The organism is Aeromicrobium panaciterrae (assembly GCF_039537165.1).
In the GTDB taxonomy this organism is placed as follows: domain Bacteria; phylum Actinomycetota; class Actinomycetes; order Propionibacteriales; family Nocardioidaceae; genus Aeromicrobium; species Aeromicrobium panaciterrae.
In genome coordinates this window covers 2,488,134-2,514,970 of sequence record NZ_BAAAZZ010000002.1, presented here as the reverse complement: position 1 = coordinate 2,514,970, position 26,837 = coordinate 2,488,134, and the positions used below count along the sequence as shown (strand labels likewise).

At 67.4% G+C, this 26,837-nt stretch carries 31 protein-coding genes; 11 read left to right on the top strand and 20 right to left on the bottom strand.

From position 1 onward, the window contains the following. Nucleotides 1-2: 2 nt before the first annotated feature. The 4 genes from ABD683_RS13205 to ABD683_RS13190 form a co-directional block, all read right to left on the bottom strand. Complete coding sequence (locus ABD683_RS13205; RefSeq protein ID WP_344770418.1) at nucleotides 3-914, bottom strand: type II secretion system F family protein; 912 nt, start codon at nucleotides 912-914, stop codon at nucleotides 3-5. Further along, nucleotides 911-1,768, bottom strand: coding sequence for a type II secretion system F family protein (locus ABD683_RS13200; protein ID WP_344770417.1), 858 nt, complete (start codon nucleotides 1,766-1,768; stop codon nucleotides 911-913). The genes ABD683_RS13205 and ABD683_RS13200 overlap by 4 nt, the downstream gene beginning before the upstream one ends. Then, entirely contained in the window at nucleotides 1,756-2,994 is a 1,239-nt protein-coding gene (locus tag ABD683_RS13195; RefSeq protein WP_344770416.1) for a TadA family conjugal transfer-associated ATPase, read from the bottom strand. The genes ABD683_RS13200 and ABD683_RS13195 overlap by 13 nt, the downstream gene beginning before the upstream one ends. 124 nt (nucleotides 2,995-3,118) lie before the next feature. Next, entirely contained in the window at nucleotides 3,119-3,739 is a 621-nt protein-coding gene (locus tag ABD683_RS13190) for a TetR/AcrR family transcriptional regulator (protein WP_344770415.1), read from the bottom strand. A gap of 109 nt (nucleotides 3,740-3,848) precedes the next feature. Between ABD683_RS13190 and ABD683_RS13185 the strand changes: the two genes are divergently transcribed. From ABD683_RS13185 to ABD683_RS13175, 3 genes are read left to right on the top strand one after another with little or no spacing between them, the layout of a single operon-like run. After that, entirely contained in the window at nucleotides 3,849-4,535 is a 687-nt protein-coding gene (locus ABD683_RS13185; protein WP_344770414.1) for a hypothetical protein, read from the top strand. Beyond that, a complete protein-coding gene (locus ABD683_RS13180) occupies nucleotides 4,532-5,278 on the top strand; it encodes an SDR family NAD(P)-dependent oxidoreductase (RefSeq protein ID WP_344770413.1) in 747 nt (248 codons plus the stop codon). Before ABD683_RS13185 ends, ABD683_RS13180 begins: the two co-directional genes overlap by 4 nt. 33 nt (nucleotides 5,279-5,311) lie before the next feature. Then, nucleotides 5,312-6,136, top strand: coding sequence for an SGNH/GDSL hydrolase family protein (locus ABD683_RS13175; RefSeq protein WP_344770412.1), 825 nt, complete (start codon nucleotides 5,312-5,314; stop codon nucleotides 6,134-6,136). Nucleotides 6,137-6,148: 12 nt separating this feature from the next. Here the strand turns inward: ABD683_RS13175 and ABD683_RS13170 are convergent, their stop codons facing one another. Then, nucleotides 6,149-6,700: a dihydrofolate reductase family protein gene (locus tag ABD683_RS13170; RefSeq protein ID WP_344770411.1), complete on the bottom strand. Its 552-nt coding sequence runs from the start codon at nucleotides 6,698-6,700 to the stop codon at nucleotides 6,149-6,151. A gap of 160 nt (nucleotides 6,701-6,860) precedes the next feature. On the opposite strand from ABD683_RS13170, the gene ABD683_RS13165 reads away from it, so the two are divergent. After that, nucleotides 6,861-7,364, top strand: a complete 504-nt coding sequence (locus ABD683_RS13165) for a TetR/AcrR family transcriptional regulator (RefSeq protein ID WP_344770410.1) — start codon at nucleotides 6,861-6,863, stop codon at nucleotides 7,362-7,364. 18 nt (nucleotides 7,365-7,382) lie between these two features. Here the strand turns inward: ABD683_RS13165 and ABD683_RS13160 are convergent, their stop codons facing one another. The 5 genes from ABD683_RS13160 to ABD683_RS13140 all read right to left on the bottom strand — a co-directional run bounded on the left by ABD683_RS13160 (nucleotide 7,383) and on the right by ABD683_RS13140 (nucleotide 10,639). Continuing rightward, complete coding sequence (locus ABD683_RS13160; RefSeq protein WP_344770409.1) at nucleotides 7,383-7,784, bottom strand: VOC family protein; 402 nt, start codon at nucleotides 7,782-7,784, stop codon at nucleotides 7,383-7,385. 40 nt (nucleotides 7,785-7,824) lie between these two features. Continuing rightward, nucleotides 7,825-8,814: a hypothetical protein gene (locus ABD683_RS13155; protein WP_344770408.1), complete on the bottom strand. Its 990-nt coding sequence runs from the start codon at nucleotides 8,812-8,814 to the stop codon at nucleotides 7,825-7,827. Continuing rightward, nucleotides 8,811-9,374, bottom strand: a complete 564-nt coding sequence (locus tag ABD683_RS13150; RefSeq protein WP_344770407.1) for an RNA polymerase sigma factor — start codon at nucleotides 9,372-9,374, stop codon at nucleotides 8,811-8,813. Before ABD683_RS13150 ends, ABD683_RS13155 begins: the two co-directional genes overlap by 4 nt. Before the next feature lie 83 nt (nucleotides 9,375-9,457). After that, nucleotides 9,458-10,051, bottom strand: a complete 594-nt coding sequence (locus ABD683_RS13145) for a hypothetical protein (protein ID WP_344770406.1) — start codon at nucleotides 10,049-10,051, stop codon at nucleotides 9,458-9,460. A 45-nt stretch (nucleotides 10,052-10,096) separates the two neighbouring features. Continuing rightward, nucleotides 10,097-10,639, bottom strand: a complete 543-nt coding sequence (locus ABD683_RS13140; protein WP_344770405.1) for a DNA-3-methyladenine glycosylase I — start codon at nucleotides 10,637-10,639, stop codon at nucleotides 10,097-10,099. Nucleotides 10,640-10,715: 76 nt separating this feature from the next. Between ABD683_RS13140 and folP the strand changes: the two genes are divergently transcribed. Further along, complete coding sequence (gene folP / locus ABD683_RS13135) at nucleotides 10,716-11,528, top strand: dihydropteroate synthase (RefSeq protein ID WP_344770404.1); 813 nt, start codon at nucleotides 10,716-10,718, stop codon at nucleotides 11,526-11,528. Nucleotides 11,529-11,603: 75 nt separating this feature from the next. On the opposite strand, the gene ABD683_RS13130 is transcribed toward folP, so the two are convergent. Beyond that, complete coding sequence (locus tag ABD683_RS13130) at nucleotides 11,604-12,332, bottom strand: LOG family protein (RefSeq protein ID WP_344770403.1); 729 nt, start codon at nucleotides 12,330-12,332, stop codon at nucleotides 11,604-11,606. Nucleotides 12,333-12,486: 154 nt separating this feature from the next. Here ABD683_RS13130 and ABD683_RS13125 point away from each other — a divergent pair, with 154 nt between their 5' ends. Beyond that, complete coding sequence (locus ABD683_RS13125; RefSeq protein WP_344770402.1) at nucleotides 12,487-14,367, top strand: ABC transporter ATP-binding protein; 1,881 nt, start codon at nucleotides 12,487-12,489, stop codon at nucleotides 14,365-14,367. Between the two features lie 75 nt (nucleotides 14,368-14,442). Here ABD683_RS13125 and dapE read toward each other — a convergent pair whose 3' ends face one another. The 3 genes from dapE to ABD683_RS13110 are packed head-to-tail and all read right to left on the bottom strand — an operon-like array spanning nucleotide 14,443 to nucleotide 16,930. Then, nucleotides 14,443-15,501 carry a succinyl-diaminopimelate desuccinylase gene (gene dapE / locus ABD683_RS13120; protein WP_344770401.1) on the bottom strand — a complete coding sequence of 353 codons (1,059 nt, stop codon included), beginning with the start codon at nucleotides 15,499-15,501 and terminating at the stop codon, nucleotides 14,443-14,445. Nucleotides 15,502-15,540: 39 nt separating this feature from the next. Continuing rightward, nucleotides 15,541-16,215, bottom strand: a complete 675-nt coding sequence (locus tag ABD683_RS13115) for a VOC family protein (RefSeq protein ID WP_344770400.1) — start codon at nucleotides 16,213-16,215, stop codon at nucleotides 15,541-15,543. 1 nt (nucleotide 16,216) lies between these two features. Further along, a complete protein-coding gene (locus tag ABD683_RS13110) occupies nucleotides 16,217-16,930 on the bottom strand; it encodes a VOC family protein (RefSeq protein WP_344770399.1) in 714 nt (237 codons plus the stop codon). Between the two features lie 76 nt (nucleotides 16,931-17,006). Here ABD683_RS13110 and ABD683_RS13105 point away from each other — a divergent pair, with 76 nt between their 5' ends. Then, entirely contained in the window at nucleotides 17,007-17,957 is a 951-nt protein-coding gene (locus ABD683_RS13105) for an NAD(P)-dependent alcohol dehydrogenase (RefSeq protein WP_344770398.1), read from the top strand. On the opposite strand, the gene ABD683_RS13100 is transcribed toward ABD683_RS13105, so the two are convergent. Beyond that, nucleotides 17,954-19,105, bottom strand: a complete 1,152-nt coding sequence (locus ABD683_RS13100; RefSeq protein WP_344771603.1) for an acyl-CoA dehydrogenase family protein — start codon at nucleotides 19,103-19,105, stop codon at nucleotides 17,954-17,956. The genes ABD683_RS13105 and ABD683_RS13100 overlap by 4 nt on opposite strands. Before the next feature lie 124 nt (nucleotides 19,106-19,229). Here ABD683_RS13100 and ABD683_RS13095 point away from each other — a divergent pair, with 124 nt between their 5' ends. Both ABD683_RS13095 and ABD683_RS13090 read left to right on the top strand, forming a co-directional pair. Continuing rightward, complete coding sequence (locus ABD683_RS13095; protein ID WP_344770397.1) at nucleotides 19,230-20,252, top strand: hypothetical protein; 1,023 nt, start codon at nucleotides 19,230-19,232, stop codon at nucleotides 20,250-20,252. 69 nt (nucleotides 20,253-20,321) lie between these two features. Then, the gene (locus tag ABD683_RS13090; protein WP_344770396.1) at nucleotides 20,322-20,936 is read left to right on the top strand and encodes a pyridoxamine 5'-phosphate oxidase family protein; all 615 of its coding nucleotides are present in this window, start codon (nucleotides 20,322-20,324) and stop codon (nucleotides 20,934-20,936) included. Here the strand turns inward: ABD683_RS13090 and purE are convergent. The 5 genes from purE to ABD683_RS13065 form a co-directional block, all read right to left on the bottom strand. Continuing rightward, a complete protein-coding gene (purE, locus tag ABD683_RS13085) occupies nucleotides 20,933-21,427 on the bottom strand; it encodes a 5-(carboxyamino)imidazole ribonucleotide mutase (protein WP_344770395.1) in 495 nt (164 codons plus the stop codon). The two genes, ABD683_RS13090 and purE, sit on opposite strands and share 4 nt — an antisense overlap. A 4-nt stretch (nucleotides 21,428-21,431) precedes the next feature. Then, nucleotides 21,432-22,559, bottom strand: coding sequence for a 5-(carboxyamino)imidazole ribonucleotide synthase (locus tag ABD683_RS13080; protein ID WP_344770394.1), 1,128 nt, complete (start codon nucleotides 22,557-22,559; stop codon nucleotides 21,432-21,434). A 70-nt stretch (nucleotides 22,560-22,629) separates the two neighbouring features. Continuing rightward, a complete protein-coding gene (locus ABD683_RS13075) occupies nucleotides 22,630-23,622 on the bottom strand; it encodes an adenylate/guanylate cyclase domain-containing protein (RefSeq protein WP_344770393.1) in 993 nt (330 codons plus the stop codon). Next, the gene (locus tag ABD683_RS13070; protein ID WP_344770392.1) at nucleotides 23,609-24,121 is read right to left on the bottom strand and encodes a PH domain-containing protein; all 513 of its coding nucleotides are present in this window, start codon (nucleotides 24,119-24,121) and stop codon (nucleotides 23,609-23,611) included. The genes ABD683_RS13075 and ABD683_RS13070 overlap by 14 nt, the downstream gene beginning before the upstream one ends. A 12-nt stretch (nucleotides 24,122-24,133) precedes the next feature. Beyond that, entirely contained in the window at nucleotides 24,134-24,943 is an 810-nt protein-coding gene (locus ABD683_RS13065) for a biotin--[acetyl-CoA-carboxylase] ligase (RefSeq protein WP_344770391.1), read from the bottom strand. A 51-nt stretch (nucleotides 24,944-24,994) separates the two neighbouring features. On the opposite strand from ABD683_RS13065, the gene ABD683_RS13060 reads away from it, so the two are divergent. Both ABD683_RS13060 and ABD683_RS13055 read left to right on the top strand, forming a co-directional pair. Further along, nucleotides 24,995-26,587 (top strand): acyl-CoA carboxylase subunit beta, encoded by a 1,593-nt coding sequence (locus tag ABD683_RS13060; RefSeq protein ID WP_344770390.1) that lies wholly within the window; start codon nucleotides 24,995-24,997, stop codon nucleotides 26,585-26,587. Continuing rightward, nucleotides 26,584-26,835 (top strand): acyl-CoA carboxylase subunit epsilon, encoded by a 252-nt coding sequence (locus tag ABD683_RS13055; protein ID WP_344770389.1) that lies wholly within the window; start codon nucleotides 26,584-26,586, stop codon nucleotides 26,833-26,835. The genes ABD683_RS13060 and ABD683_RS13055 overlap by 4 nt, the downstream gene beginning before the upstream one ends. Nucleotides 26,836-26,837 lie beyond the last annotated feature (2 nt).

Genomic DNA, 26,837 nt, shown 5'->3' with positions numbered 1-26,837 from the left:
TTTCACATTCCCGAGGTCAGGTGGAGGCCGATGTAGCCGGGGAAGAACGCGAAGACGACGGTCACCGGGAGGATCAGGAACACGACGGGGATCATCATCGCGACCTCCTTGCGACCGCCGACCTCCATCAGCTCGCGGCGTCCGGACTCCCGGACATCGGCAGCCTGGGCATGCAGCACGTCGACCAGCGGTGTGCCGCGCTCGACGGCGATCGCAAGCCCTTCGGCGAATCGCGCAATGCTCGCGACACCCGTCCGCGACGCGAGTCGATCGAATGCGGCCGCCATCGGGGTACCGGTGCGGATGTCCGAGAGCACCTGGCCGAGCTCGTAGGAGAGCTGTCCTTGGCAGACCCGCATGACCCGCTCAAGGCCCGCGACAGGGCTCTCCCCCGCCGCGACCGCCAGCGCGAGCAGGTCGGCGACGACAGGGAACTCAGCCTGCAGCTGCGCTTCGCGCGATCGGACCTGGCTCGAGAGGGCGCTGTCGCACCACAGAACTCCGCCGACGAGACCAACAGCGCATATCACCAGAAGCATCGGCATCGCCGCGTCTCGGGCCGACCAGAGCACGATCGACACGACGACACCGATGGCGAGGCCGGCTCCGCCCCACGCGACTTGTCGGATGCGGAAGTCGTCGACCGTCATCGGGGAGCCGAGACGTACGAGCCTGCGCGACACACTCGCCGAGCCTCCGAGAAGGTCACCGATCGCGGCTCCAGCCCTGCGCACGCTGGGCCCGAACACCGCCGACACCACTCCGGTCGGCGCACCCACGGGCACGTAAGGGTGGACGTCTCGGACGTACGGGAGCACACGCTGGTCGAGTGCCGGACGGCGAGTACGCAACCAGCCGGAAACGAGCAGCAGCACCCCTGAGGAAGCGCAGAGGCCGATGACGGCGCCGGTCACGCCAGGATCCGTTGCTCTGCGGGCAGCCGACCGATCCACATCATCAGGCGGTAGGCGATCGCACACAGCGCGGCGCCGGTGCCGAGGACGACCAGGCCGGTGGTCGTGGCGAATCGCTCGATGACCTCGCCCTGGAAGCTCATGAACAGCAGGACCAGCCACGGAGCCGCCACGGCGAGGCGGGCACCGTTGACCGTCCACGACTGCCTGGACTCGAGCTCGCCGCGCGTACGGAGATCGTCGCGCAGGAATCCTGACAGGGACCGCAGCATCGTGCCGAGGTCGCCGCCACCCACCTCGCGGGCGATGCGAAGCGCCTCGACCACCCGGTCGCCGATGGGATCGGCGAGCCGATCCTTGAGCAGGTCGAGGGACTCATGGAAGCGCCCGGTCGACTGGTAGTCGCGACCGAACTGCACGAATGGTGCGCGGAGGCCCTCGGGGCCGCGGTCACCGAGCTGCATCAGCGCTTCGGGCAGCGACAGCCCGGCTCGTACGGCGGATGACAGGTTGTCGACGACGTCGGGCCAGAGTGCGGCGTGATCACGCAGACGCCTGGCGGCCCTACCGCGCAGCACGGCGATCGGCAACCACGCCGCCATCGACCCGAACACGAGTCCCACCGCGAGCACACCTGAGACGCCGATCATCACGAACGCCGCAAGGACGAACGATCCGAGGCACAGCGCCACGACCTGTGCGGGCGAGACACCCTGCACGCCCGCCGATGCGAGCAGCGTGCCCAGTCGGCTCGTACGCGATGCCGAACGTCGCACCATGGACGGCTGCCGGGTGAGCGCAGCCAGGATGAGTAGCACGCCGACGCCGAACACGAGCCCGATCAAGGCGCCCATCGGCCGACTCCCAGCACGTCGTCGAGGTCGATGCCGACCAGCTCGAAGGCCTCTCGCCGCAACGGTGCACCGTGGCCACGTTCGAGCCGACCGGCCCGGCGTACGAACACCGGCTCTGACTCGATGAGCCCGTTCTCGACCCGGCCGGTCACGGTCGCGATCTCGCGTACGGCGCGTGACCCGTCGGGATCGATGCCGGTGTGGACGACGAGGTCGACCGATGAAGCCACGGTGGGCACCACGAAACGCGATCCGATGTTGTCACCGGCGAGCAGGGGCAGCGTGCACATCTTGACCAGTGCCTGCTTGGCCGAGTTGGCGTGGATGCTGGCCATGCCGGGGAGACCTGCGTTGAGTGCCAGGAGCAGATCCAGGCACTCGGCCGATCGCACCTCACCGACGATGACACGTGAGGGGCGCATGCGGAGGGCTTCCTTGACCAAGGACCGCAGGTCGATGCTGCCGGTGCCCTCGAGCCCGGCCTGACGGGTCTGCATCGCGACCCAGTCGGGGTGGCCGCACTGGAGCTCGAAGACTTCTTCGACCGAGACCAGCCGCTGCGAGCCGGGGATCGCGGCCGCGAGGCAGTTGAGCAATGTCGTCTTGCCCGCTTGGGTGCCCCCGGAGACCACGATGTTGAGACCGGCCAGAACGCTGGCCGTCAGAAACTCCGCCGCCCGCGAGTCGATCGTGCCCAACGTGACCAGGTCGTCGAGCGAATGCGCACGTGCCACGAACTTGCGGATGTTGACGGCGGCGAACCCCCGCGCGATCCCTTCGAGCACGACGTGCAGCCGGTGGCCTCCGGGCAGCATCGCATCGACGAACGGCTGGCTGATGTCGAGGCGACGACCAGATGACGACAGCATCCGCTCGATGAGCTCGCGCACCTGCTCGCCCGACAGGATCACCGACGTGAGCTCATGTCGCCCGGCTCGAGCGATGAAGACCCTGGACGGCTCGTTGATCCAGATCTCCTCGACCGTCTCGTCGTCGAGATAGGGCTGCAACGGACCGAAGCCTGAGACGTCGGCGACGATCTGACCGACGACCAGATCTGGTTCGTCGAGTGACCGCACGGCTCCGGTCAGGCTGCGTGACTCGTGCTCGGCAATCGCGTCGAGGGCGGCACGCCGTACGGAGTCAGCGTCGGTGCGCGGGTCGATGCGGCGCTCGCGTACGAGGTCGCGTACGCGCTCGGCGAGCGCAGGCGCTTGCGAATCCACTCCCAGAACCTCTTCCCCCGAAGAGTGCCGACCAACATCCGACTGTCGCAAGATCCTGCCGAATGACGGCTTGTTTGGGAAGACCTCCTGGCACGGATCTGTGGAGAAGGCTGGACCGGGCCGTTCAGCCAGGCTGCGCCACGTCGGCCGCCTTGGCCGCCTTCACCGCCTGACCGGGACTCAGGCCCTCGAACAGGAGATCGAGGTGGTGGCGGGTGTCGGCCACCCGGAGCGGGCGTGTCCGCACCAGCAGTCGGTAGTAGATCGGGCCGTACAGCAGCTCCACGACGTCGCGAGGCGCGATGTCGTCTCTCAGCTGACCGTCGCGCTGCGCCTGCGAGACACGCTCAACGAGTGCGTCGACGCGCGGCTCGATGATGCGCTGCTCGATCTGTCGCAGGAGCTCCGGGTCTGACTGGGCGGCGGCGATGAGGCCTCGGTACGGCGCGTACTCGTCCGAGCCCAGGACCTTGGTCACCTCGGTGAGCTGTCGGCGCAGGTCCGCGCGGATGTCACCGGAGTGGGCGAACTCCAAGGTGGCGCTGGTGCGCGAGTCGAGCTCCTCGAGCAGGATCTCGTCCTTGGTCCGCCACCACCGATAGATCGTCTGCTTGCCGACGCCGGCACGCTTGGCGATCGCCTCGACCGTCAGCCGCGCATAGCCGACCTCGCACGCCAGGTCCCAGGCAGCGCTCAGGATCGCGGCATGCGACGTGGGGCTCCGGCGTGTCGGGTTGGCAGGCATGCGCCCCACTTTAGCAAGACGAGACGTCGCGTCTCTTGACAGTTCTGACGTGTCGTGTGCATAGTCAAACAAGACGAGACGCTCCGTCTCGTTGAGAAAGGAGTTCATCATGGCCACCTCTGCACCAGGCCCGGCTGGACCACATCCCGGCTTCCTCGGCATGGCGTCCCTCGGCCTGCTGATCGGCAGCCTGATTTCCATGGCGGTCCTCTCCGACGGAGAAACCATCACCTCACCGTTTGGCGACACCGACGTCGTGGTCGGGTTCTTCGCCGATCACGGCTCCGCCGCCCGATTCGCCTCGATGCTGCAGCTGGGCTCGGCGATCCCGCTCGGGATCTACGCCGCGACGGTGTACGCCCGCCAGCAGCGACTGGGTGTACGAGTTCCCGGTCCGGGTATTGGACTGTTCGGCGGCACGGCGGCCGCGACGCTGCTCGTCGTGTCCGCCATCGTCACCTGGACCCAGAGCCAGTCGGTGGTGAGCGGGGACCCCGCGCTCACCCATGCCCTCTCGTACGCGAGCTTTGCCGCCGGCGGGTTCGCACATGTCCTCGGACTGGGACTCCTGGTCGCCGGCATCGCCGTACCCGGTCTCATGCTGCACCTGCTGCCCCACTGGTTCGCCCGAGTCGGCTTGGTGATCGCACTGCTCGCCGAGCTGAGCATCCTCACGATGGTCATCGAGCCCGTGCAATACCTCATCCCAATCGGCCGGTTCGGATCACTCATCTGGCTCGTCGCGGCAGGGTTCCTGCTCCCCGAGACCCGCCACTCGCAGGGAGAGCTCGCATGACCGGCCCGCTGGACGGGAGGACCGCGCTGGTCATCGGCGCGAACGGAGGCATCGGGCAGGCGATCGCGCACGCGCTCGGCGGCGCCGGGGCCAGGCTCGTCATCGCCTCACGTGACGGAGTCAGGGTCGGGCAGCTCCACGCCGACCTGGAGACGGCTGGCATCCCGGCTCGAGCGATGACGATCGACGTCACGGATGACGACGCGGTCCGCACCCTCGTACGGCAGGCAGCCGACGATGGCATGGACATCGCCGTCAACAACGCCGGCGCAGCCCACCGGCCCGCACCGTTGGGCGAGCTGTCGACGCAAGATGCCGACAGAGTGCTGCAGGTCACCCTGCGGGGCACGCTGGTCGCCATGCGGCACGAGCTCGCAGCCCTGCCCGATGGCGGCAGCCTGGTGAACGTCGTCTCCACAGCAGGCGTGACCGCCGCGCCGGGGATGGCCGCCTACGTGGCTGCCAAGCACGGCGTGGTGGGCCTGACCCGGACCGCCGCCTTGGACTACGCCGACCGAGGCATCCGCGTGAACGCCGTGGCCCCGGGCTCCATCGACTCCGGCGGCATCGCCACTCAACCCGCCGAGGTCAAGCAGCAGATCGGCTCGTACGCGCCACTCGGACGGTTGGGCGGCCCTGCCGAGGTCGCCGCCGCAGTGACCTGGCTGGCGTCCCCAGCGGCGTCGTACACCACGGGCGCCGTCCTGACCGTCGACGGCGGCAAGGGCGCCCGCGGTGCTTGAGCCCCCCATCTCAGATCGCACAGGAGAACGAGCATGACCAACAAGACCGCCTATTCGCCGCCCGCCGCAGATCAGCTGCAGTACGTGCACCTGGAGAAGCTCTACGGCTACCTCCCCGGACTTTCCGACGCACTCCCAGCCATCTTCGGCATGGGTCCGCAGGAGTACGCCGAGGTCCGCGCCGAGTTCGACAACCGGACCCGCGACGCTGCCACCGACCTGCTCGCCGACGCTGAGCTCGCCAGCCGGGTCGAGCGCCTCCCGTTCCGACGCGGCGACCGCATCCTCGCCGTCGGAGACTCCATCACCGACGACCTGCAGTCGTGGGCCGAGATCCTGCGGCACGTCCTGACGCTCGCCAGACCGGATGACGACCTCACGGTGGCCAACGCCGGACTCTCGGCCCACACGACGGCGATGGTCCTGCGCCGATGGCCGTCGATGCTTCACCCCGGTGCCGACTGGATCATCTGCGGTCTGGGCGGCAACGACGTCACCCGGATCGCCGACAGCAAGCCCCAGGTCACTCTCGCCGAGAGCGTGGACAACCTCGGCGAGCTGAGTCGCATCGCCGCCGAACGCACACAGGCTCAGTGGGTCTGGCTCACCCCGGTGCCCGTCGACGAGGAGCGCGTGGCCGCCAGCCCCGCGTTCCGGTACGGGGCCAGCACCTGGCGCAACAGCGACATCACGGCCCTCGCCGATGCCATCTCCGCATTCGACGAACCCGTGGTCGACCTCGTGGACGCATTCGGCACCCCGTCCGACCCGGCCTTGCACGGCCCGGACGGCGTCCATCCATCACTCGCCGGCCAGCAGCGGATCGTCACGGCCCTCATCGAGACGCTCACTGCATGAGCGCGCCTGGCGTCACACGAGCGAGGGCGTGTAGTCCAACAGCAGGAGTCGCCCGTCGAGCGTGCGGCTGCTGATCAGCTCGAGACTGAGGTCCGGGAGCCCGTCGTAGACGGGCTGACGGCCGGTGTTGCCCAGGACAAGGGGGAAGACCATGACCCGGAGCCGGTCGACCAGCTCCGCAGCCAGCAGCGCCCGGCCCAGACTCAGGCTGCCGATGGTCCGCATGGCTCCCGGTTGCTCCTTGAGCGTACGGATGTGGGCGATCGCATCCTCTCGGACCAGCTCGGTGTTGACCCAGCTGAGTGGCTCCTGCAAGTGCGAGGAGAAGACGATCTTGGGTGTCTGCATCAGCGACTCGAGCGTTGGATCGTCACCCAGGTGTTGAACGACGTCCGCCATCTCACGGTAGGTGGTGGCACCCATGAGGATCGTGTGCGGCCGGTCCTGTTGCTCCATCACCCAGTCGAACATGCCCGGGCCCTCCAGGCCGAAGTAGGGCGGCCAGCCCTCCCCCAGGCCGTAGCCGTCCAAGGACGTGAACCAGTCCACCGTCAGCGTTCCCATCTCGTTCCCCTCCAATGGTGACCGCGCATGTGACAACCGGAGTGGCGGTCGTACGTGCTCCGTGAACACGAGGCTACGAGACTGTTGACCAAATGGTCAATCCATTTGGACAAATATCGGCTACGCTTGCCCAGCACACAACGGAAGACAGGGAGAAACCGTGGGAAACAGAGACGATCTGCTTGTCGGGGCGAAACGATGCCTCGTCGAGCGTGGCTGGGCCAGGACGACCGTGCGAGACATTGCCAAGGAAGCCGGAGTGAGCCACGCGGCGATCGGCTACCACTTCGGCTCTCGCGAGAACCTGCTCATCCAGGCTCTTTTCGAGTCGATCGAAGAGCTGGGAGGACAAGTCGAGCTTGAGCAGGCTGCGTCTGGTCCCGAGGGTCGATGGCAGGCCTTGACCGACTCCTTTGTCACGCATCGCGCGCTGTGGGTCGCACAGATCGAGGCGATCGCGCAGGCCCAGCAGGTTCCTGCGCTCCGGGAGAGACTCGCGGAAGCCCAGAGACACAGCCGTGAAGCGTTCGGCGGGTCGGTCCCCCTGGCGCTTCTGCTCGGCCTGATGGTGCAGTCACTGATCGACCCGGACACCGCTCCCTCGGTGGGCCAGCTCCAGGAGGAGCTGAAAACTCTCGCGGAGCATCCAGGCCGCTTGCCCTAGACGCGTCTCCCTCGGACGCTAACCGGTTGGCGATGGTCCTAGAAGGTCCCACCGGTTGCCCGCGATGTCGAGGAACACTCCCACACGTCCGTACGGTTCATCCCGCGGCGGACTCACGAACCTGACACCACGCTCGATGAGGCGCGTATACACGTGCTCGAAGTCATTGACTCGCAGGAAGAATGCGACCCGACCGGCAAGCTGGTTGCCGACAGCGGCAGCCTGCTCGTCACCGTCAGCTCGGGCCAGCAGTATCGAGGTCTGCGCACCAGGCGGGCGTACGACGACCCACCGCTTGGGTCTGCCGTCGTTGGTCCGCGACGGCGAGTCCTCGACCAGCTCGAACTGCAGAGCCTCGACGAAGAATTCGATGGCCGGGTCATACTCGTCCACCACGATCGTCACGAGCTCCATGTGCATGGCCGTGAGCATAGGCGCACCCTCCACGCCTCGATGCCACTCAGTTGTTCGGCACGACAGCGCTCGTACCGCGGTGTGTCGGACTCGCCAGCAGGTGCGCGGGCGGCGCGGCGAAGTCGTACGTCAGCGCGCTCTGCTGCTCCGCGGTGGATCCCGGGTCGTCGTCGGCACCGATCGTGATGCTTCCGAGGAAAGTGCCGTCCTCGGCGAAGAACAGCTGGGATCGGTCATCGTGGCCAGAGGTGAGCGACACGGCAGGTCGCCCGGCGAAGTCAGCATCCTCATCGACCGTCACGCCCTTGATCGTCGACAGGGCCTTGAACACCCGCGTACGCAGCTCCGGCGGCGTGAGCGTCGCTGCGAGGATGCGCCCAGCACGCCTGATGGCCGCCTCCCCCGTCGATGCAGGCTTGCGGTCGTGTCCCAACGTCATGGGACGCGTCAACCAGGCGGATAGCTCTGCCTCGCCCCGGGGGATGTCGTCGTTGATCGGGCTGATGAGCCTGATCGTGGCCTCGGACGGCCTCGTCACGCCGTCGCCGTCCTGCGACATCGGGTCCACGGAAGCCAGGTCATCGCCGGGCTGCGGCGCATCGAAGACCCAGGTCACGGGTCCGTCCTCGCCCGGCACCGTGCTGGACTGCACCCACGGCGCCTTCTCGTCGCGCGGGATCCACGTCTCCGCGGTCCACAGCACCGTGCCGTCCAGCGTGACCACGTGCGTCGTGTGGACGTACGCATGTTTCTCCGCAGCCGACGCGACCGCAGTCGCGCGCTGGAGAACCTCCGTGGCAGCGGCGGGAGAGCCGACGGGATTGCTGTCAAAGCGGGCGGCGCCGATGCCGACGATGACGGCAGCGGCTGCGGCGACGCCCCCGAGGCGCACAGCCATCCGCCGGTAGCGCCGGCGCCGGGCCACGGCCGGCCCGACAGCCTTCTCGATCAGTCGTCGGCGCGCTCGCCTCAGTGCGACGTCGTCCGCCTCGGGGACGTCGGCGTTGAGCGTCTTGAGCAAGGTGATGTCGTTCATAGGTTGATCTCCTCCAATACGTGCGTGCCGAGCGCCGCCTGCAGCTGCGAGCGGGCTCGATGAAGACGTGAACGCACCGTGCCGACCGGGATCGCGAGAGCAGCCGCGATCTCCGCATAGGAGAAGTCCTCCCAGGCGAACAGCAGCAGGACGTCGCGATCCCGCTCATGAAGGTCGGCGAGCACCGCGGCCATCGCAGCGCCGTGGGCCCGAAAGTCCACACGGTCGACGACCTCGTCGACGAACGACGGCTCGACCTCGATGCCGGAAGCGGCCATCGCCCGCCACGCCCGCACCTCGGACCGGCAGTGGTGACGCATGACGTTGGACGCGATCCCGAAGAGCCACGGACGGGCACTGGGGAACGCGGCGTCGTACCTCTCCCTGTTCTCGAACGCCACCAGGAAGGTCTGCGACACCACGTCGTGGGCGTCCACCGCTCCGATCCGGCGGGCGATGAAGCGATGGATCCCTCGCGCATGGCGGTCGAACAGCGCGGTGAAGACGTGCGGCTGCTCGACCGAGTCAGCGATGATCTCCGCGTCCGAGCTTTCCGGCATCAGGGTGTTCACATACCTGATTGCCGGGACGAACCGATCGGGTTCACGCGGCAGGCGGGTTTTGTTCCGATGGTGTCTTCAACTCACGCAGGGCGCTGGTGGACTCTGCGCTGCTCCTCGGTCACGGACTGCTCCCAGGCGACGACCTCGGCACGGGCCTGGATCTCGGCGGCTTCGCTGGCGGCGAGGGCGTCAGTCGCCTTCATCAGGTCGTTGCGTGCCGACTCGATGTCGGACTGCGCCGAGTCGAGGTCGGACGTCAGCGCGTCAATCCGTGCGCGTTCCTCAGAGACGCGTTCGCGCATCTTGGCGAGGTCGATCTCGGCGGTCACGAGGGAGTCACGGAGCGACTCGAGCTGGGCGTCCTTGTGCTTGATCCGTGAGGCCATCTGCTCGGCGAACGCGGTGTGCTCCTTGGACCGGGAGATGGCCTGGACGCGGTTGCGGTCGGCGATCTGTGCGCGGTCGCGCGCCCAGTCGCGACGTACCGTCGCGAGGTCGTTGGCGAGCAGCCGCGTCGAGACGATACCGGCGACGACGGCGTACGAGGTGGCTGCGACAAGAGCAGGGATCGTCGACACGACGATCGCTGCGGCAGCTCCGACCACGGCGATGACGAGCAGCACGGTGGCGGTCACAACCCTGGTTGAGCGTGACGCCCGGCGGGAGTGGGTCATGCTCCGATCGTAGGTAGTGTGGCCGCAATTGCTGGGAGGCACGCCTCAGCGGGCAATGCAGTCCTCGAGGTGGTCGTTGACCATGCCGGTGGCCTGCATCAAGGCATATGCCGTGGTCGGGCCGAAGAACCGGAAGCCCTTCTTCTTGAGCGCCTTGGCCATGGCGATCGACTCGGGCGTGGTCGCGGCCACCTCGGCGTACGACTTCGGCGCCGGCCGGGCCGGTGGCGCGAACGACCAGAGCAGCTCGCTGAACGACTCGTCGAGATCGAGAAGCGTACGAGCGTTGCTGATCGTGGCCTCGATCTTCATCCGATTGCGGACGATGCCGGCGTCCTGCAGGAGCCGCTCGACATCGTCGTCGCCGTACGTCGCGACGACCTCCGGGTCGAAGTCGGCGAACGCCGCACGGAATCCCGGGCGCTTGCGCAGGATGATGGCCCACGAGAGGCCGGACTGGAACGCCTCCAGCGACATCCGCTCGAACAGCTCACGGTCGCCGCGGAGCTCCTTGCCCCACTCGTTGTCGTGATAGTCGATCATCGCCGGATCGTCGCCCCAGGGGCACCGGACCACGTCTAGGCTCATGGACGTGATCGTGCCACGCAGGGAGGACAGTCTCCGACTGGGTACTCGCTCGTTTGCGCCCGGAGAGCTGGCCCTCATGGCGATCATCAACCGCACACCCGACTCGTTCTACGACAACGGTGCGACATTCGACCTCGAGCCGGCGCTCGAGAAGTTGTCGGTCGCCGTCGCCGAGGGTGCCGACATCGTGGACGTCGGTGGCGTACGGGCGGGGTACGGGCCCGAGGTCGATGCGGCCGAGGAGCTGCGGCGTACGGCTGACTTCGTCGCCGAGGCACGGTCGCGGTTCCCTGACCTCGTGATCAGCGTCGACACCTGGCGCAGCGAGGTCGCCGACGAGCTGTGCAAGCTCGGCGCCGATCTGGTGAACGACACGTGGTCGGGCCACGACCCGGAGCTCGCTGCCGTCGCCGCCCAGCACGGTGCCGGCATCGTGTGCAGCCACACCGGCGGCATCGGCCCGCGTACGGATCCACATCGCGCCGCGTACGCCGACGTGGTCGCCGATGTCATCAGCACCGTCACGGAGCTCGCCGACAAGGCGCTGGCTGCGGGCGTACGCGAGGACGGCATCCTGATCGACCCCACGCACGACTTCGGCAAGAACACCCGGCACAGCCTCGAGCTGACCCGACGCCTCGACGAGCTCGTCGCCACCGGGTGGCCGGTGCTGGTGGCGCTGTCGAACAAGGACTTCGTCGGCGAGACGCTCGACCTCGACAAGGACCACCGGCTGCCCGGCACGCTCGGCGCCACCGCGGTGTCGGCGTGGCAGGGTGCGCGGGTGTTCCGTGCGCACAACATCGCCGAGACGCGTCAGGTGCTCGACATGGTCGCGTCGATCAAGGGCGACCGCCCCCCAGCCGTCTCCCGCCGAGGCCTGGCCTAGTCGCCGCGATTTGTGACGAAATGAGCGTTTCCCGCCCCTTTTAGAGCCTTCTTGGTCACAAATCGCGGTCGTGGACTAGGTGTCCTTGGCGACGAACCAGGAGACGGCTTCGTCGACGTCGTCGGTGATGTGGAGCATGTCGATGTCCTCGGCGCTCACCTTGTAGTCGGTGAGCATCGTGTTGCGGAGCCAGTCGATGAGCCCACCCCAGTAGTCCGTGCCGAACAGCACGATAGGGAACGAGGTGATCTTCTGCGTCTGCACCAGCGTGAGGGCCTCGAACAGCTCGTCCATCGTGCCGAAGCCACCCGGCATGACGACGTAACCCTGGGCGTACTTCACGAACATCGTCTTGCGGACGAAGAAGTAGCGGAAGTTGATGCCGAGGTCGACGTACTCGTTCATGCCCTGCTCGTGCGGCAGCTCGATGCCGAGGCCGACCGAGACTCCCCCGCACTCGTGGGCGCCCTGGTTGGCGGCCTCCATGACGCCGGGTCCGCCGCCGGTGATCACGGCGTAACCCTCGCCGCAGAGCTTCTCGGCGATCTGGCGGGCGGCGTCATACATCGGGTCGTCGGGCTTGGTGCGAGCCGAGCCGAAGATGCTGACGGCCGGGCCGAGCTCGGCCAGCGCTCCGAAACCCTCGACGAACTCGGACTGGATGCGCAGCACCCGCCACGGATCGGTGTGCACCCAGTCGGTGGGTCCGCGCGAGTCGAGGAGTCGCTGATCGGTCGTGCTGGTCTGCACCTGGGCGCCGCGGAGCCGGATGGGCCCCTTCTGCGTCTCGCGTCGTTCAGTCATGCGTCGAGGCTATCGGTGTTGACCTCAAGTCGACGTGAGGTCGTACGTTCGTCAGTGGCAAGGGTGTGTCTCCCGATTGGCCGCGCGAGCCGGCGGTGAATCGGGAGACACACCCTGGGTGGAGACTGAAGGTCGAACAATTGGAGAACCCCAGATGAGCATGGATGCGACCGCATGGTCCGCGCTGCACCGCACGATGATGAACGGCGAGGGCGCGCACAAGGTGACCCGCGAGACCCTGCGACGGATCGGCACGTTCGCGGTGCCGCACAAGCGCACGCTCATCCTGTTCCTCATGATGAGCGTGGTCACCGCCGTGCTCGCGGTGGCGACGCCGGTGCTCGCCGGCAAGGTGGTCAACGCGATCGTCGACGGCGACTCCCGGCGTACCGTGTTCGAGCTCGCCGGGCTGATCGCCCTGATCGCGCTGGCCGACGCCGGCTTCGGCATCTACACCCGCTGGCTGTCGGCCAACATCGGTGAGGGTCTGATCCTCGACCTGCGCACCAAGGTGTTCGACCACGTGCAACGGATGCCGGTGGCGTTCTTCACCCGTACGCGCACTGGCGCGCTGGTCAGCAGGCTCAACAACGACGTCCTCGGCGCGCAGCGCGCGTTCAGCGACACCCTGTCGGGCGTCGTCAGCAACCTCGTGACGCTGACGCTCGCACTCGTCGTGATGCTGAGCATCTCGTGGCAGATCACGCTGGTGGCGCTGATCCTGCTGCCGGTGTTCGTCATACCGGCACGGCGTATGGGCGGTCGCCTCGCGGCGATGCGTCGTGAGGCCGCCGACTACAACGCCACCATGAGCACCCGGATGACTGAGCGTTTCTCCGCGCCGGGCGCCACGCTGGTGAAGCTCTACGGCCGGCCCGAGCGGGAGTCGATCGAGTTCGCGGCGCGAGCCCGGCGCGTACGCGACATCGGCGTGAGGTCGGCGATGCTGCAGTCGGTGTTCGTCACCGCGCTGACCACGGTGTCAGCCTTGGCGCTGGCAGTCGTCTACGGCCTCGGCGGGTTCTACGCCCTGCGCGGCACGCTCGATCCCGGCGACGTGGTGGCCATGGCACTGCTGCTCACCCGTCTCTACGCGCCGTTGACCGCGCTGGCCAGTGCGCGCGTCGAGGTGATGAGTGCTGTTGTCAGCTTCGAGCGGGTCTTCGAGGTGCTCGACCTCAAGCCGCTGATCGCCGAGAAGCCAGACGCCGTCGCCCTGCCGCCGGGTCCGGTGTCGGTCGAGTTCGACGACGTCACCTTCGCGTACCCCTCGGCCGACAAAGTGTCGCTGGCATCGCTCGAGGAGGTGGCACAGCTCGACAGTCGCGGCGGCGTCGACGTGCTCCACGGCGTGTCGTTCACGATCGAGCCCGGGCAGCTCGTCGCGCTGGTCGGCACGTCCGGTGCCGGCAAGTCCACGATCGCCAGCCTCGTCCCCCGCCTGTACGACGTCGACTCGGGCGCGATCCGGCTCAACGGTGTCGACGTACGAGACCTCACGCTCGCGTCGATCCGTGCGACGCTGGGCATGGCGACGCAGGACGGTCACCTGTTCCACGAGTCCGTACGCTCCAACCTCCTGCTCTCGCGGCCCGAGGCGACCGAGGACGAGCTGTGGGAAGCGCTGCACGATGCCCGGCTCGACGACCTCATACGGTCGCTGTCCGACGGGCTCGACACCGTCGTCGGCGAGCGTGGCTACCGCTTGTCCGGCGGTGAGCGTCAGCGCCTCACGATCGCGCGGCTCCTGCTCGCCCGCCCGCAGCTGGTGATCCTCGACGAGGCCACGGCGCACCTCGACTCGACGTCGGAGGCAGCGGTGCAGGAGGCGCTCGCGGCGGCGCTGGCAGGTCGTACGTCGCTGGTCATCGCGCACCGGTTGTCGACCGTACGAGCGGCTGACCTCATCCTCGTCGTCGAGGACGGGCGCATCGTCGAGCAGGGCACCCACGCCGCGCTGCTGGCCCAGGGTGGACGCTACGAAGAGCTCTACCGGACGCAGTTCGACCAAGGACCGATCGCCGAGCCGGTCTAGTCCCCCGCGATTTGTGACGTTAAAAGCGTCAAGTCTGCTGTTTGGCGCTTTTAACGTCACAAATCGCGGTCAGTTCTAGCTCTGGAGCCAGCTCGCCATGGTCTGGTGGACGCGGCGGAGCTGCTCGATCGGGACGTGCTCGTCGGCCTTGTGGGCGTACATCGGGTTGCCAGGGCCGTAGTTGATCGCCGGGATGCCGAGCACCGTGAACTGCGCGACGTCGGTCCAGCCGAACTTCGGCAGCACCGTGCCGCCGACGTTGGCGACGAAAGCCGCCGTCGCCGGCTCGGTCAGGCCGGGGCGAGCACCCGGCGCGGAGTCGGTGACCGTCAGGCCGAACCCCTCGAACACCTCCTGCAGGTGCAGGTGGGCTTCCTCCTCGGTGCGGTCAGGCGCGAAGCGATAGTTGACCATCACCGCCGCCTCGTCGGGCACGACGTTGCCGGCGACGCCACCGCTGATGCCGACGGCGTTGAGCCCCTCGCGATAGGTCAGCCCGTCGATCTCGACCTCGCGGGCGACGTAGGTGGCAAGAGTGTCGAGCACGGGTGCCAGCGCGTGGATCGCGTTCGACCCCATCCACGAGCGGGCGGAGTGGGCGCGTTCACCCGTCGTACGGATCTCGGCGCGCATGGTGCCCTGGCAGCCAGCCTCGATGCCGGCATCGGTCGGCTCCATGACGATGGCCAGATCTGCGGCGAGCAGCTCTGGACGCGTACGGGCCAGCTTCCCGAGGCCATTGAACTCCGCCTCGATCTCCTCGCCGTCGTAGAACACGTACGTGACGTCGACGACCGGCTCGCTGATCTGTGCGGCCAGCAGCAGCGCGACGGCGACGCCGCCCTTCATGTCGCAGCTGCCAAGACCGTGGAGGATCTCGCCCTCGAGCCGCGACGGGAAGTTGCCGTTGACGGGCACGGTGTCGAGATGTCCTGCGATCACCACGCGTTCGTCGCGACCCAGCTCGGTGCGCGCGACGATCGTGTGACCCTCACGCTCAACCGTGAGGTGGGGGTACGCGCGGAGTGCCGTGTCGACGTCGTCGGCGATCTCCTTCTCCTGGAGGCTCTCGGAGAAGGTGTCGACCAGAGCTGCGGTCAGGGTGACGACGTCGGTCTCAAGATCGAGGGGCACGTGCCCATTTCATCACGCACCGCCCATCACGCCGTGACATCAGCGGTCGAAGACGCAGAACTCGTTGCCTTCCGGGTCTGCCATGACAGTCCAACGGATCTGGTGGTCCGGAGCGCGCAGCACGGTCGCCCCCTTGGCGACGAGGCCATCCACCGTCACCCCTTGGTTGAGGGTGACATCCCAGTGGACGCGGTTCTTGACGGTCTTGGGCTTCGTCGTGACGACGAAGTCGAACGACTCGAGGCTCGACCCGGGCACGTCGTCAATGTGGGAGTAGTCGGGATCAACGTGGTTGAGGTCGCCACCCATGACGTCGGCCCACCATCGCGAGATCGCGGTCGGATCGATGGCCTGCACCACGACGTCCTTGAGCCGGTGCTTGATCGGCTCGTCGTGGACGAACACGCAGAACTCACCGCCCTCGGGATCGCGGAACGTCGTCCAGGCGAACTCCCCGGTCTTGGACACCTGCTCGAGCTCGCTGAATGGCTGGAGCGAACCCTGGCGGAGGTCGAGGTGGACGCGGTGCCAGACGGTCTTGGGCTCCGAGACCGTGTTGATCCAGATCTCCTCGCCCTCTCCCGGGCCGCGGATCACGGCATCGCCGTCGCCGAGCGTCTCGAGGTCGTAGTCGAGCGTCCTGGCCCAGAACTCGCCCATCTTGGCTGCATCCAGGGCGTCGATGCAGACCGCCTTGTAGGTCACCAGTGCCATGTCAGTTGTCCCAGATGAGGCAGAACGGCTTGCCGTGCGGATCGGCGAACACGCGCCAGTCGTCACCCTCGTAGGGCAACCTGGTCGCACCGATCGCCAACACCTTGGGCTCGGCCTCGTCGACGTCATCGACCTGGATGTCGAAGTGGATCTGCTGCGGGAAGGCGGGGTCGGGCCAGCGTGGAGCGACGTAGCCCTCGACCTGCTGGAACAGGATCGGCTGTTCGCCCTCGTTGCCGAGCATCGCCATGCCCTCGGCCTCGTAGGTGACGGGCTTGCCGGTCAGCTCGGAATAGAACGCACTCGACGCCGTGGCGTCAGGGACGTCAAGCATCACGCCGAAGATCGTCGGGTGAGGGCCCTCAGGGTGACTGGCGAGGTCGAACGGGTGCCCGGCGGGATCGGCGAGGGTGTTCCAGCGTTCGTTCTCGCGCAGAAGCGTCGCGCCGAGCTCGACGGCGCGCTGGGTGGCCGCGGCCAGATCGGGCACCCGGATGTCGAGGTGGGCCTGCTGAGGGTGCGCAGGGTCGGGCCACTGGGGCGGCACATGGTCGGGCGCCAGCTGCAGGCCGATGCGCCAGCCGTCGACAGTGGTCAGCGTGACCCAGTCGTCGCCGGCATACGTCTGCTCCCAGCCCGCCAACGAGGTGTAGAAGGCGGACAGTGCGTTGATGTCTGGCGCGTCGAACGCCACGGTCTTGAGTTCCCCGATCATGGGATTCAGCCTGTCACGCACCACCGACGTTTGCGACACCTAGGCTGTGTCTCACGCCCTCACGAACAGGAATCGCATGAAGGCCGTCGTCTACGAGAAGTACGGATCGCCCGAGGTGCTGTCGGTACGGGACGTGCCCATCCCCGATCCCGGCAAGGGCCAGATCCGCGTCAAGGTCGCTGCCACCGCGCTCAACCTCAGCGACTGGGAGTGCCTGCTCGGCGACCCCGCATACGCGAGGCTCGGTGGCCTGCGTCGCCCGGCGCGGAACGTCCTCGGCTCAGACATCGCCGGGGTCGTCGACCAGGTCGGCGACAGGGCCACCCGCTTCAAGCCCGGTGACGAGATCTACGCCGACAACCTCACGCTCAAGGGTGGGTTCGCCGAGTACGCCGTCATGCCTGAGAAGGCGGCAGCGCTGAAGCCGAAGGATCTGACGTACGCAGAAGCAGCAACTCTCCCGCAGTCCGGCGCGATCGCGCTCCAGGGCACCCGATGGGCCGCGCCGGGCAAGCGCGTCCTCATCAACGGCGCCGGCGGAGGCACCGGCAGCCTTGCGATCCAGCTCGCCAAGCTGGCAGGCGCCCACGTGACCGGCGTCGACAACGCCACCAAGCTCGACCACATGAGGTCCGTGGGCGCGGACGAGGTGATCGACTACCAGAGTGACGACTACACGAGGGGTGAGAAGTACGACCTGATCCTCGACCTGGTCGCCCGTCGATCCGTGTTCGCCTACCGTCGAGCACTCAAACGTGGTGGAACCTACCGCTGTGTCGGCGGTACGTCCCGCTCACTCCTGCGCATCCTCACCGTCGGCGGGCTCGTCGGCCTGGCGTCAGGCCGCAGCATCGGCGTCCTCGTCGTCAAGGAGGGCCCAGAGCACTTCGAGCCGCTCGCGGAGCTGTGCGTGTCGGGCGACGTGAAGATCCACGTCGACAGCACGTACGACCTCGACCACACCGCTGCTGCCCTCTCCCGCGTCGGCGAGAGCAAGGCGCTCGGCAAGGTCGTCGTCGAGATCTAAAGCGTGCTCTGGATGCCGCTGAGAAGCTGGCGCGCCATCACGATGCGCTGCACCTGGTTGGTGCCTTCATAGATCTGCGTGATCTTGGCATCGCGCATCATGCGCTCGACCGGGTAGTCCTTGGTGAAGCCGTAGCCACCCAACAGCTGCACGGCATCCGTCGTGACCTGCATCGCGGTGTCGGAGGCGAACGCCTTTGCGGCTGCGCCGAAGAACGTGAGGTCCTTGTCGCCACGCTCCGACCGGCCGGCGGCCGCGTACGTGAGCTGGCGAGCGGCTTCGATCTTCATGCCCATGTCGGCGAGCATGAACTCGATGCCCTGGAACTCCGAGATCTTCTTGCCGAACTGCGTGCGCTCCTGCACGTAGCCGAGCGCGTAGTCGAGCGCGCCCTGCGCGACGCCGACGGCCTGGGCGGCGATCGTCACGCGGGTGTGGTCCAGCGTCTTCATCGCGGTGGCGAAACCGGTGCCCTCGGCACCGATGATGCGGTCACCGGGGATGCGTACGTTGTCGAGGTAGACCTCGCGCGTCGGCGAGCCCTTGATGCCGAGCTTCTTCTCCGGAGCACCGAACGAGACACCCTCGTCGGACTTCTCGACGACGAACGCCGAGATGCCTTTGCTGCGCTTGTCGGGATCGGTCATCGCGAGCACGGTGTAGAACTCGGACTCGCCGGCGTTGGTGATCCAACGCTTGACGCCGTTGAGCACCCAGTCGTCGCCATCGCGTACGGCCTTGGTCTTCTGGTTGGCGGCGTCGCTGCCCGCGTCGGGCTCGGAGAGGCAGTAGGAGAAGCCCTCGCCTGCAGCGAGACGCGAGAGGTAGGTCTTCTTGATGGCCTCGTCGCCCGAGATCATCACCGGCAGCGAGCCGAGCTTGTTGACCGCCGGGATCAGCGAGGCAGAGACGTCGACGCGGGCGACTTCCTCGATCACGAGCACCGTGGCGAGCGCATCGGCGCCTGCTCCGCCGTACTCCTCCGGCACGTGCGGCGCGTGGAAGTCGGCAGCCAACAGTGCTGCCGCGGCCTCGTGCGGGAACCGAGCGTCCTCATCGACCTCGGCCGCGAACGGCGCGATCTTGGCCTCGGCAACAGCGCGTACGGCTTCGCGGATGGCCTGGTGCTCTTCGGAGAGGACGAACATGTCTGACACGGGGACTCCAGAATTAGTAGGACGACCTAGTAATTCTATCTCCGCCGTGTGCCACATCCCAAGTTCACGCGTCGTGGGATCGGACACACCTCGGCGACAACCTTTCACTCGATCGGTGCATCTCAATCACCACACCACAATTCGAGGAGAAAACATGTCCGGAACTTCGATCCGAATGCTCATTGCAGCGCTCGTGGCACTCGTGGCTGGCCCGGCCATCACGCAAAGCGCCGCACCCGCCGCAAACACGGTGCAATTCACCGGGCATGTCTACGACAAGGCGGGCAGGCCTCTGAGCGACATACAGGTCACGCTTCACCGCGTCGGCAACGAGATGGATCTCGGCCAAACCCACACTGACAGCGCAGGCCGCTTCACCTTCCCGGCCGTTCCCAAGAGCGCGAAGACGCTGTACTACCTCGCGCTCGACGACCTCAGTGGGCGTTACGTCGACATCACCCAGACGCGGACCTTCACCGCCGGGTCGTCGAAGGTGCCAGACGTCACGATGACCTTGGCTGGGTTCATCGAGGGCAAGCTGTTCACCAAGGAAGGTGACGAGGTCCAACCAGCTGCGGCAGGCACAGTATCCGCCATGAATCGGACCACCGGATATGGCGGCTGGACCCCCGTGACGAAGGACGGGTCCTTCCGCATCGACGGCGTGCGTCCCGGATCGTACGAGCTGACGTTCACGGACACTGACCTGAACTTCGCCGGAGGATGCTACGACAACATGCCCGCGGTCGCGCTCTGCGAAGGTACCGAACAGGTCACGGTCAAGGCCGGCAAGGTGACGACGATCAACACTCAAGTGCTCGACAACCCACTCGAGCAGGTATCCGGAACTGTGACCGATACCAATGGCGCCCCACTGGCCGACGTCTGGATCAATATCTGGGATGCCGACGACAGCACTCACTGGCTCGGCAGCACATACACCGACCAGGACGGCGATTGGACGGTCCGAACCATCGACCACGCCGGTCCGATCAAGGTCCGGGCAGACGATGAGGCCTCAGAACCGTCCACCACCGTGTGGTTCGAAAACGCCGCGTCGTACGAGGATGCAACGCCTCTGTTGCTCAAGGACGGTGGTGAGATCGGCGGCATCGGGATGGTCCTCCCTGCTCGATGACGCACATGACGGCGCCTTCCGAGTCCTCCCAGGAGGCGTCGCCGTCAGCGCCCCGCCTACCCTGAATCCATGACGATCACCACCCAGGCCGAGCTGCGTGAGCTCCTCGGCGAGCCCCTGCAGCGGGTCATCGACAAGGACCGACACGCTTTCACCGACGAGCACCGCGAGTGGCTCGCCGCGTCTCCGTTCTGCCTGGTGGCGACGTCAGATGCCAGCGGTCGGTGCGACGTCTCCCCCAAGGGCGACCCGGCGGGCTTCGGGCTGGTGGTCGACGACACCACGCTGGCGATCCCGGAGCGTCCCGGCAACAAGCGCGTCGACGGGTTCTCCAACATCCTGGAGAACCCCCACGTCGGGCTGATCTTCTTCATCCCGGGCCGCGGTGACACCTTGCGGATCAACGGCAGGGCCACCTTGCTCGCGGATGCGCCGTACGCCGACCAGATGGTCGTCAAGGGTCACAAGCCTGTCGTGATCCTCGAGGTCGACGTCGAGCAGATCTTCTTCCACTGCTCCAAGGCGTTCCTGCGGTCCAGCCTCTGGAAGCCCGAGACCTGGCACCCCGACGAGGTCGCCAGCCGTGCCCGCATCGCGAAGGCGCTGGAGCGTCCCGAGGACAGCATCGAGGTGCTGGAGACCTACTACGGCACGCAGTACGCCCAACACCTCTACGAGGTCTAGTCCTTCTTGCGGACCTTCGCGCCCTTGGCGCGTGCCGTGTCGGCGAGCGCGGCCTGGAAGTCGACCATCTTCTGAGTCAGCGCGTCGTCGCCCGTGGCCAGGATGCGTACGGCGAGGAGTCCCGCGTTGCGGGCGTTGCCGATCGACACGGTTGCCACGGGTACGCCGGCCGGCATCTGCACGATCGACAGCAGCGAGTCCATGCCGTCGAGGTGCTTGAGCGCAACGGGTACGCCGATCACCGGCAAGGGCGTCACGGCGGCCAGCATGCCGGGCAGGTGGGCCGCTCCCCCGGCTCCGGCGATGATGACCTCGATGCCTCGCGCGTGCGCCTCGCGGCCGTACGCCAGCATCTCGTCGGGCATCCGGTGCGCCGAGACGACGTCGGCCTCGTACGCGATGCCGAACTCGCCGAGCGCCGTCGCCGCGGCCTCCATGGTCGGCCAGTCCGAGTCCGAGCCCATCACGATGCCCACGCGCGGTGAAGTCATGGGATCAGCCTATCGGCGAGCCGTCCTGGAGCAGTGCTCCTGCCTGCCGTGCCCGCGCGAGGACCGTCTCGAGGTCGTCGCCGGTCACGGTGAGGTGGCCGACCTTGCGGCCCGCCTTCACGGACTTCCCGTACAGATGGATGTGCGCCTCCGGCACGGCGGCAAGCACGACGCCGACTTGTCCCTCGAGGTCGTCGATCGCACCCCCCAGCACGTTGTACATGACGCTCCAGGCTGCTGACGGCGTCGACGGCCCGAGCGGCAAGTCGAGCACGCCGCGCAGGTGGTTCTCGAACTGGCTGGTGGCAGCGCCGTCGATCGACCAGTGGCCGGTGTTGTGCGGTCGCATCGCGAACTCGTTGACCAGCAGCCGTCCGTCGTCGGTCTCGAACATCTCGACGGCCAGCATCCCGGTGACATCCAGTGCCTCGGCGACCTCGATCGCGATCTGCTGGGCCTGCTGGCTGAGCTCATCGGCCAGGTCGGGCGCCGGGGCGATGACCTCCTTGCAGACACCGTTCTCCTGGCGTGACTCGACGACCGGGTAGGTGACGGTCTCGCCCGCAGGCCGGCGGGCCACCTGCGCCGACAGCTCGCGGCGGAAGTCGACGAGCTCCTCGGCGAGCACCGCATCGCCGGCCAGCGCCTCGGCAGCGTCGGACTCAGATCGTACGACCCACACGCCCTTGCCGTCGTAGCCCCCGCGTGGCGTCTTGAGCACGCACGGCAGGCCGAAGGCGACCACCTCGTCGACGGAGGCGACGACGGCCCAGCGCGGCGACGGTACGGCCAGCTCGTCGAGCCGCGTGCGCAGTGTGATCTTGTCCTGCGCGTGGATCAACGCGCCTGGTCCCGGACGGGGCATGTGGCCCTCAGCCGCGAGGGTCCTCAGGTGCTCCGGAGGTACGTGCTCGTGATCGAACGTGACGACGGATGAGCCCTCGGCCGCCCTGCGGAGATCGTCGATGTCGGTGTAGTCGCCGACGAAGTGGTCCGGGATCACCTGCGCCGCCGAGACGTCAGGCGCTTCGGCCAGCAGCCGGATGTGGACGCCAAGACCGATCGCCGCCTGCTGCATCATCCGGGCCAGCTGACCACCGCCGATGACGGCAAGAGAGAGCGGCGAGGTCACGGCACGACCCTAGATGATTGATTCCCAGGGACGTTGCCTGACTCGACCGGCACCCCTTGGAATCAGTCATCTAGTGCGTGCGGAAGAAGCCGCGACGCTCGCTCACCGTGATCGGCGAGACGTTGCCGAAGCCACGCAAGGGCCGCGGCGGCAGCGTACGAAGGTCGAACTCGTCGTCCAGCGACTTCGCGGTCTCCTGGTCGATCAGCACGCGGTTGCTGCGGGCGACGTGCGACAGCCGGGCTGCAAGGTTGACCGGCGGGCCGAACACGTCACCGAGCCGGCTGATCGCCGATCCGGTCGCCAGGCCGACACAGATGTCAGGCAGCTCCGAGCGGGTGCCGATCTGGCGCACCAGGTCGAGCGCCGTACGCGTGCCTTCCGCCGCGTCGTCACACACGAACAGCACGGCATCACCGAGCGTCTTGATGACCCGTCCACCGTGCGAGGTGACGATGTCGGCGCACCGGTTCTCGAAGTCCTCGACCAGGGTCGCGAGCGCGGCGTCGTCGAGCCCGTTGGCCAGGGAGGTGAACCGCGAGAGGTCGGCGAAGCCCACCGTCATGACGGTGGAGAGGAGCTCCTCGTCGGCGGCGCCCAACGCCTCGATGCGGGCGGCCGCGGCGGCGAGGTGGCGGCGCCACACGTACAGGATCAGCTCCTCGAACCCGGGTGCCGCATTGGTGGCGAGATCGATCGCGGCCTCCAGGCGGCTGCCGGACTTGCCGCCCTCGACATCGTGCTCGACCTGTTCGACGAGGGTCGAGACCTGCCAGTCAGCGAGCCTCGACATCGTGTGGCCGAGTGCGCGGGTCATCCGGAACGCCGTGAGCTCGTCGAGCACGCCAAGCTCGATCGCGGTCGCCACGATCGACACGGCCCGTACGTCGGCCTCGCCGTACGCGACACTGTCACCCGTGTCGGGGAAGCCCAGTGCGCGCCACAGCCGCTCACCGGCGTCGAGGCTCAGTCCGCCCTTCTCGACGACCTCGGCGCTCGTCAGCTCCAGCTCGCCACCCAGGATCTGGCGGGCGAGCTGCTCGCGTAGCTCAGACCGATTCATCACTCGCCGTCTTGCCGTGCTGTTCGAAGACCAGGTTGGAGACCGTGCGGTGGAATGCCTCGATGCGTGGAATGTCCTTGAGCTGGAGGCCGGCCTGGTCGCTCGCGTCGTGGATGATGAGCGTGCCGCAGCCGAGGATGCGATCGGAGAGGTTCTTCTCGAACGCCACATCGTTGATGCGGCTGAGCGGGATGACCCGACCGGTGCGAGTCAGTAGGCCCTTCTGCTCGACGATGCGCTTGTTGGTCAGCGTGTAGGTCCAGGCGAACCAGCGCGCGAACGGCAGCAAGGTCCCGAAGAAGACCAGCACCACGGCGACGCCGAAGAGGATCCAGCGCACCGCCGCATCGACCTCGCCGTCGACCTTGGCCTGTACGTAGCCCTCCAGCAGCGCGACGAGCAGCAGGATCACGAACGGGATGAACAGCACCTTGATGTGCGTACGAGTCGTCGCGACGGTGTGCTCTCCGTCGACCATCAGCTTGCGGGGAAGGGCCATGGGGGGATTTTGTCACGTGGCCGGTCGTACGTGCGTGATATCGCCCGCGCTGATCGGCCGCCCATCGACGACGAGGCGCCCCAGCTCGTCGATCGCGGTCGCCTGGCCCTCGAGGAACTCATCGTTGGGCAGCGCCACGCGCACGCGGGTGCCGAGTGTGACGCAGCGGCGCTCGTAGGAGTCGCGGATGCCGGCCGCCGGGTTGCCATCGGCGTCCTTCCAGGCCAGGTAGAGCGCCTCGAGGTTGCGCAGCAGTGCACGCAGGACCAGGGTCCGGTCGGTCTCGGTGGCACCTTCGAGCAGCAGCGAGGTGGCGGTCTCGACGGGCAGCTCGTCCTGACGCAGTGTCACGTTGAGACCGACGCCGATGATCGCGGCCGCTCCGGCCGGCGTGTCGACCCGCTCCAGCAGGATCCCGGCCAGCTTGCGGTTGTCGACCAGCACGTCGTTGGGCCACTTGAGGCCGCAGTCGACGCCGAGCTCCTGGACCGTCGCGTCGACGGCGAGCCCCACGAGCAGCGGCAGCCACACCCAGCGTGCGGCCGGGATCTCGGCGGGGCGGAGCAGCACCGACACGGCGATGCCCGAGCCGGCCGGTGACTCCCACGTACGGTCGAGCCGGCCGCGGCCTGCAACCTGCTTGTCGGTCGCGTGCACCGTGCCCTCCGGAGCACCGTGGCGGGCGGCCTCGGCGACATCGGCGTTGGTGCTGCCGGTCTGTGCCGTGATCACGACGTCGGTCCAGAACCGGCCGGGACCCGTGAGCGCAGTACGCAGCGCTCCGGCGTCGAGCGGCGGTCGGTCCAGGTCGTCAAAGGGCATGAGAACAGACTCACATATCCCTCAAGAACCGGACTCGTTACGCTGAGCCGCGTGAGTGAACAACAGATCGAAGCGAAGCCCGAGCTCCATTCGACCGCCGGCAAGCTTGCGGACTTCATCGAGAAGCGCGACACCGCGCTCGTCGAGATGGCCGAGCGTGCGCACGAGAAGCAGAGCGCCCGAGGACGTCAGAGCGCCCGCGAGCGGATCGACCAGCTGCTCGACGAGGGCTCGTTCGTCGAGCTCGACGCTCTCGCGCGTCACCGCTCGACCGAGTTCGGACTCGAGAAGAACCGTCCACTCGGCGATGGCGTCATCACGGGCTACGGCACGATCGACGGCCGCCAGGTCTGCGTCTTCAGCCAGGACTTCTCGGTGTTCGGCGGATCGCTCGGCCAGGTCTATGGCGAGAAGATCACCAAGGTCATGGATCTCGCGATCAAGTCGGGCTGCCCCATCATCGGCATCAACGAGGGCTCAGGCGCACGCATCCAGGAGGGCGTTGTCTCGCTCGGCCTCTATGGCGAGATCTTCAAGCGCAACGTGCACGCCTCGGGCGTCATCCCGCAGATCTCGCTGATCATGGGCGCCAACGCCGGCGGCCACGTCTACTCTCCCGCCGTCACCGACTTCGTGGTGATGGTCGACAAGTCGTCCAACATGTTCATCACCGGCCCCGACATCATCAAGACCGTGACCGGTGAAGAGGTCACGATGGAGGACCTGGGCGGCGCCCGGGCCCACAACACCAAGAGCGGCAACGCCCACTACATGGGTGCCGACGAGGAAGACGCCATCGAGTACGTCAAGGCGCTGATCTCCTACCTCCCGCAGAACAACATGGAGGAGCCCGAGCCGTACGACACCGTCGTCGAGCTCGAGCCGTCCGAGACCGATCTGGCGCTCGACACGCTGATCCCCGACTCGGCCAACCAGCCCTACGACATGCACACCGTGATCGAGGCGATCGTCGACGACGGCGACTTCCTCGAGGTCATGCCGCTGTTCGCGCCCAACATCCTGATCGGCTACGGCCGCGTCGAGGGTCGCAGCGTCGGCGTCGTCGCCAACCAGCCGATGCAGCTCGCCGGTTGCCTCGACATCGACGCGTCCGAGAAGGCAGCGCGCTTCGTCCGTACCTGCGATGCGTTCAACATCCCGGTCCTCACGTTCGTCGACGTCCCCGGCTTCCTGCCCGGCACCGACCAGGAGTGGAACGGCATCATCCGCCGCGGCGCCAAGCTGATCTATGCGTACGCCGAGGCCACCGTCCCGCTCATCACGGTCATCACCCGCAAGGCGTACGGCGGCGCGTACGACGTCATGGGTTCGAAGCACCTGGGTGCTGACCTCAACATCGCGTGGCCGACCGGGCAGATCGCCGTCGTCGGCGCGTCCGGCGCGGTCGGCATCCTCTATCGCAAGGAGATCGCGGCGGCCGAGGATCCCGAGGCCCTGCGTGCGCAGCTGATGACGGAGTACGAGGACACGCTCTGCAATCCCTACCTCGCCGCCGAGCGCGGTTATGTCGACGCCGTCATCGAGCCGTCGCAGACCCGTGCCGAGATCACCAAGGGACTGCGTCTGCTGCGCACCAAGCGCGAGACGCTGCCGCCCAAGAAGCACGGGAACATCCCGCTGTGAGCGAGTCAGCCGAGCCGGCAGAAGAGGCGCCGGGCGCGAAGCCGGTGCTTCGGGTCGTCAAGGGTGACCTGACGCCCGAGGAGCTCGCGGCACTCGTCGCTGTCGTGGCCGCACGCAACGCCGCGGCGGCTCACGCCGCATCCCGTACGAAGGCCGCACCGCGCTCGCAGTGGGGCCATCCCGCACGCCTCGCGCGTGCCCCGCACCGCTTCGGCCCGGGCCAGTGGCGCAGCTCGGCTCTCGGCTGACC

Bases quoted from the DNA above. Each gene is read 5' to 3' on its own strand.
- ABD683_RS13200 (WP_344770417.1), bottom strand. From the start codon at position 1,768: ATGGGCGCCTTGATCGGGCTCGTGTTCGGCGTCGGCGTGCTACTCATC.
- ABD683_RS13190 (WP_344770415.1), bottom strand. From the start codon at position 3,739: ATGCCTGCCAACCCGACACGCCGGAGCCCCACGTCGCATGCCGCGATC.
- ABD683_RS13185 (WP_344770414.1), top strand. From the start codon at position 3,849: ATGGCCACCTCTGCACCAGGCCCGGCTGGACCACATCCCGGCTTCCTC.
- ABD683_RS13180 (WP_344770413.1), top strand. From the start codon at position 4,532: ATGACCGGCCCGCTGGACGGGAGGACCGCGCTGGTCATCGGCGCGAAC.
- ABD683_RS13175 (WP_344770412.1), top strand. From the start codon at position 5,312: ATGACCAACAAGACCGCCTATTCGCCGCCCGCCGCAGATCAGCTGCAG.
- ABD683_RS13170 (WP_344770411.1), bottom strand. From the start codon at position 6,700: ATGGGAACGCTGACGGTGGACTGGTTCACGTCCTTGGACGGCTACGGC.
- ABD683_RS13160 (WP_344770409.1), bottom strand. From the start codon at position 7,784: ATGCACATGGAGCTCGTGACGATCGTGGTGGACGAGTATGACCCGGCC.
- ABD683_RS13155 (WP_344770408.1), bottom strand. From the start codon at position 8,814: ATGAACGACATCACCTTGCTCAAGACGCTCAACGCCGACGTCCCCGAG.
- ABD683_RS13150 (WP_344770407.1), bottom strand. From the start codon at position 9,374: ATGCCGGAAAGCTCGGACGCGGAGATCATCGCTGACTCGGTCGAGCAG.
- ABD683_RS13145 (WP_344770406.1), bottom strand. From the start codon at position 10,051: ATGACCCACTCCCGCCGGGCGTCACGCTCAACCAGGGTTGTGACCGCC.
- ABD683_RS13140 (WP_344770405.1), bottom strand. From the start codon at position 10,639: ATGAGCCTAGACGTGGTCCGGTGCCCCTGGGGCGACGATCCGGCGATG.
- folP (WP_344770404.1), top strand. From the start codon at position 10,716: ATGGCGATCATCAACCGCACACCCGACTCGTTCTACGACAACGGTGCG.
- ABD683_RS13130 (WP_344770403.1), bottom strand. From the start codon at position 12,332: ATGACTGAACGACGCGAGACGCAGAAGGGGCCCATCCGGCTCCGCGGC.
- ABD683_RS13125 (WP_344770402.1), top strand. From the start codon at position 12,487: ATGAGCATGGATGCGACCGCATGGTCCGCGCTGCACCGCACGATGATG.
- ABD683_RS13115 (WP_344770400.1), bottom strand. From the start codon at position 16,215: ATGGCACTGGTGACCTACAAGGCGGTCTGCATCGACGCCCTGGATGCA.
- ABD683_RS13110 (WP_344770399.1), bottom strand. From the start codon at position 16,930: ATGATCGGGGAACTCAAGACCGTGGCGTTCGACGCGCCAGACATCAAC.
- ABD683_RS13105 (WP_344770398.1), top strand. From the start codon at position 17,007: ATGAAGGCCGTCGTCTACGAGAAGTACGGATCGCCCGAGGTGCTGTCG.
- ABD683_RS13100 (WP_344771603.1), bottom strand. From the start codon at position 19,105: ATGTTCGTCCTCTCCGAAGAGCACCAGGCCATCCGCGAAGCCGTACGC.
- ABD683_RS13090 (WP_344770396.1), top strand. From the start codon at position 20,322: ATGACGATCACCACCCAGGCCGAGCTGCGTGAGCTCCTCGGCGAGCCC.
- purE (WP_344770395.1), bottom strand. From the start codon at position 21,427: ATGACTTCACCGCGCGTGGGCATCGTGATGGGCTCGGACTCGGACTGG.
- ABD683_RS13075 (WP_344770393.1), bottom strand. From the start codon at position 23,622: ATGAATCGGTCTGAGCTACGCGAGCAGCTCGCCCGCCAGATCCTGGGT.
- ABD683_RS13070 (WP_344770392.1), bottom strand. From the start codon at position 24,121: ATGGCCCTTCCCCGCAAGCTGATGGTCGACGGAGAGCACACCGTCGCG.
- ABD683_RS13065 (WP_344770391.1), bottom strand. From the start codon at position 24,943: ATGCCCTTTGACGACCTGGACCGACCGCCGCTCGACGCCGGAGCGCTG.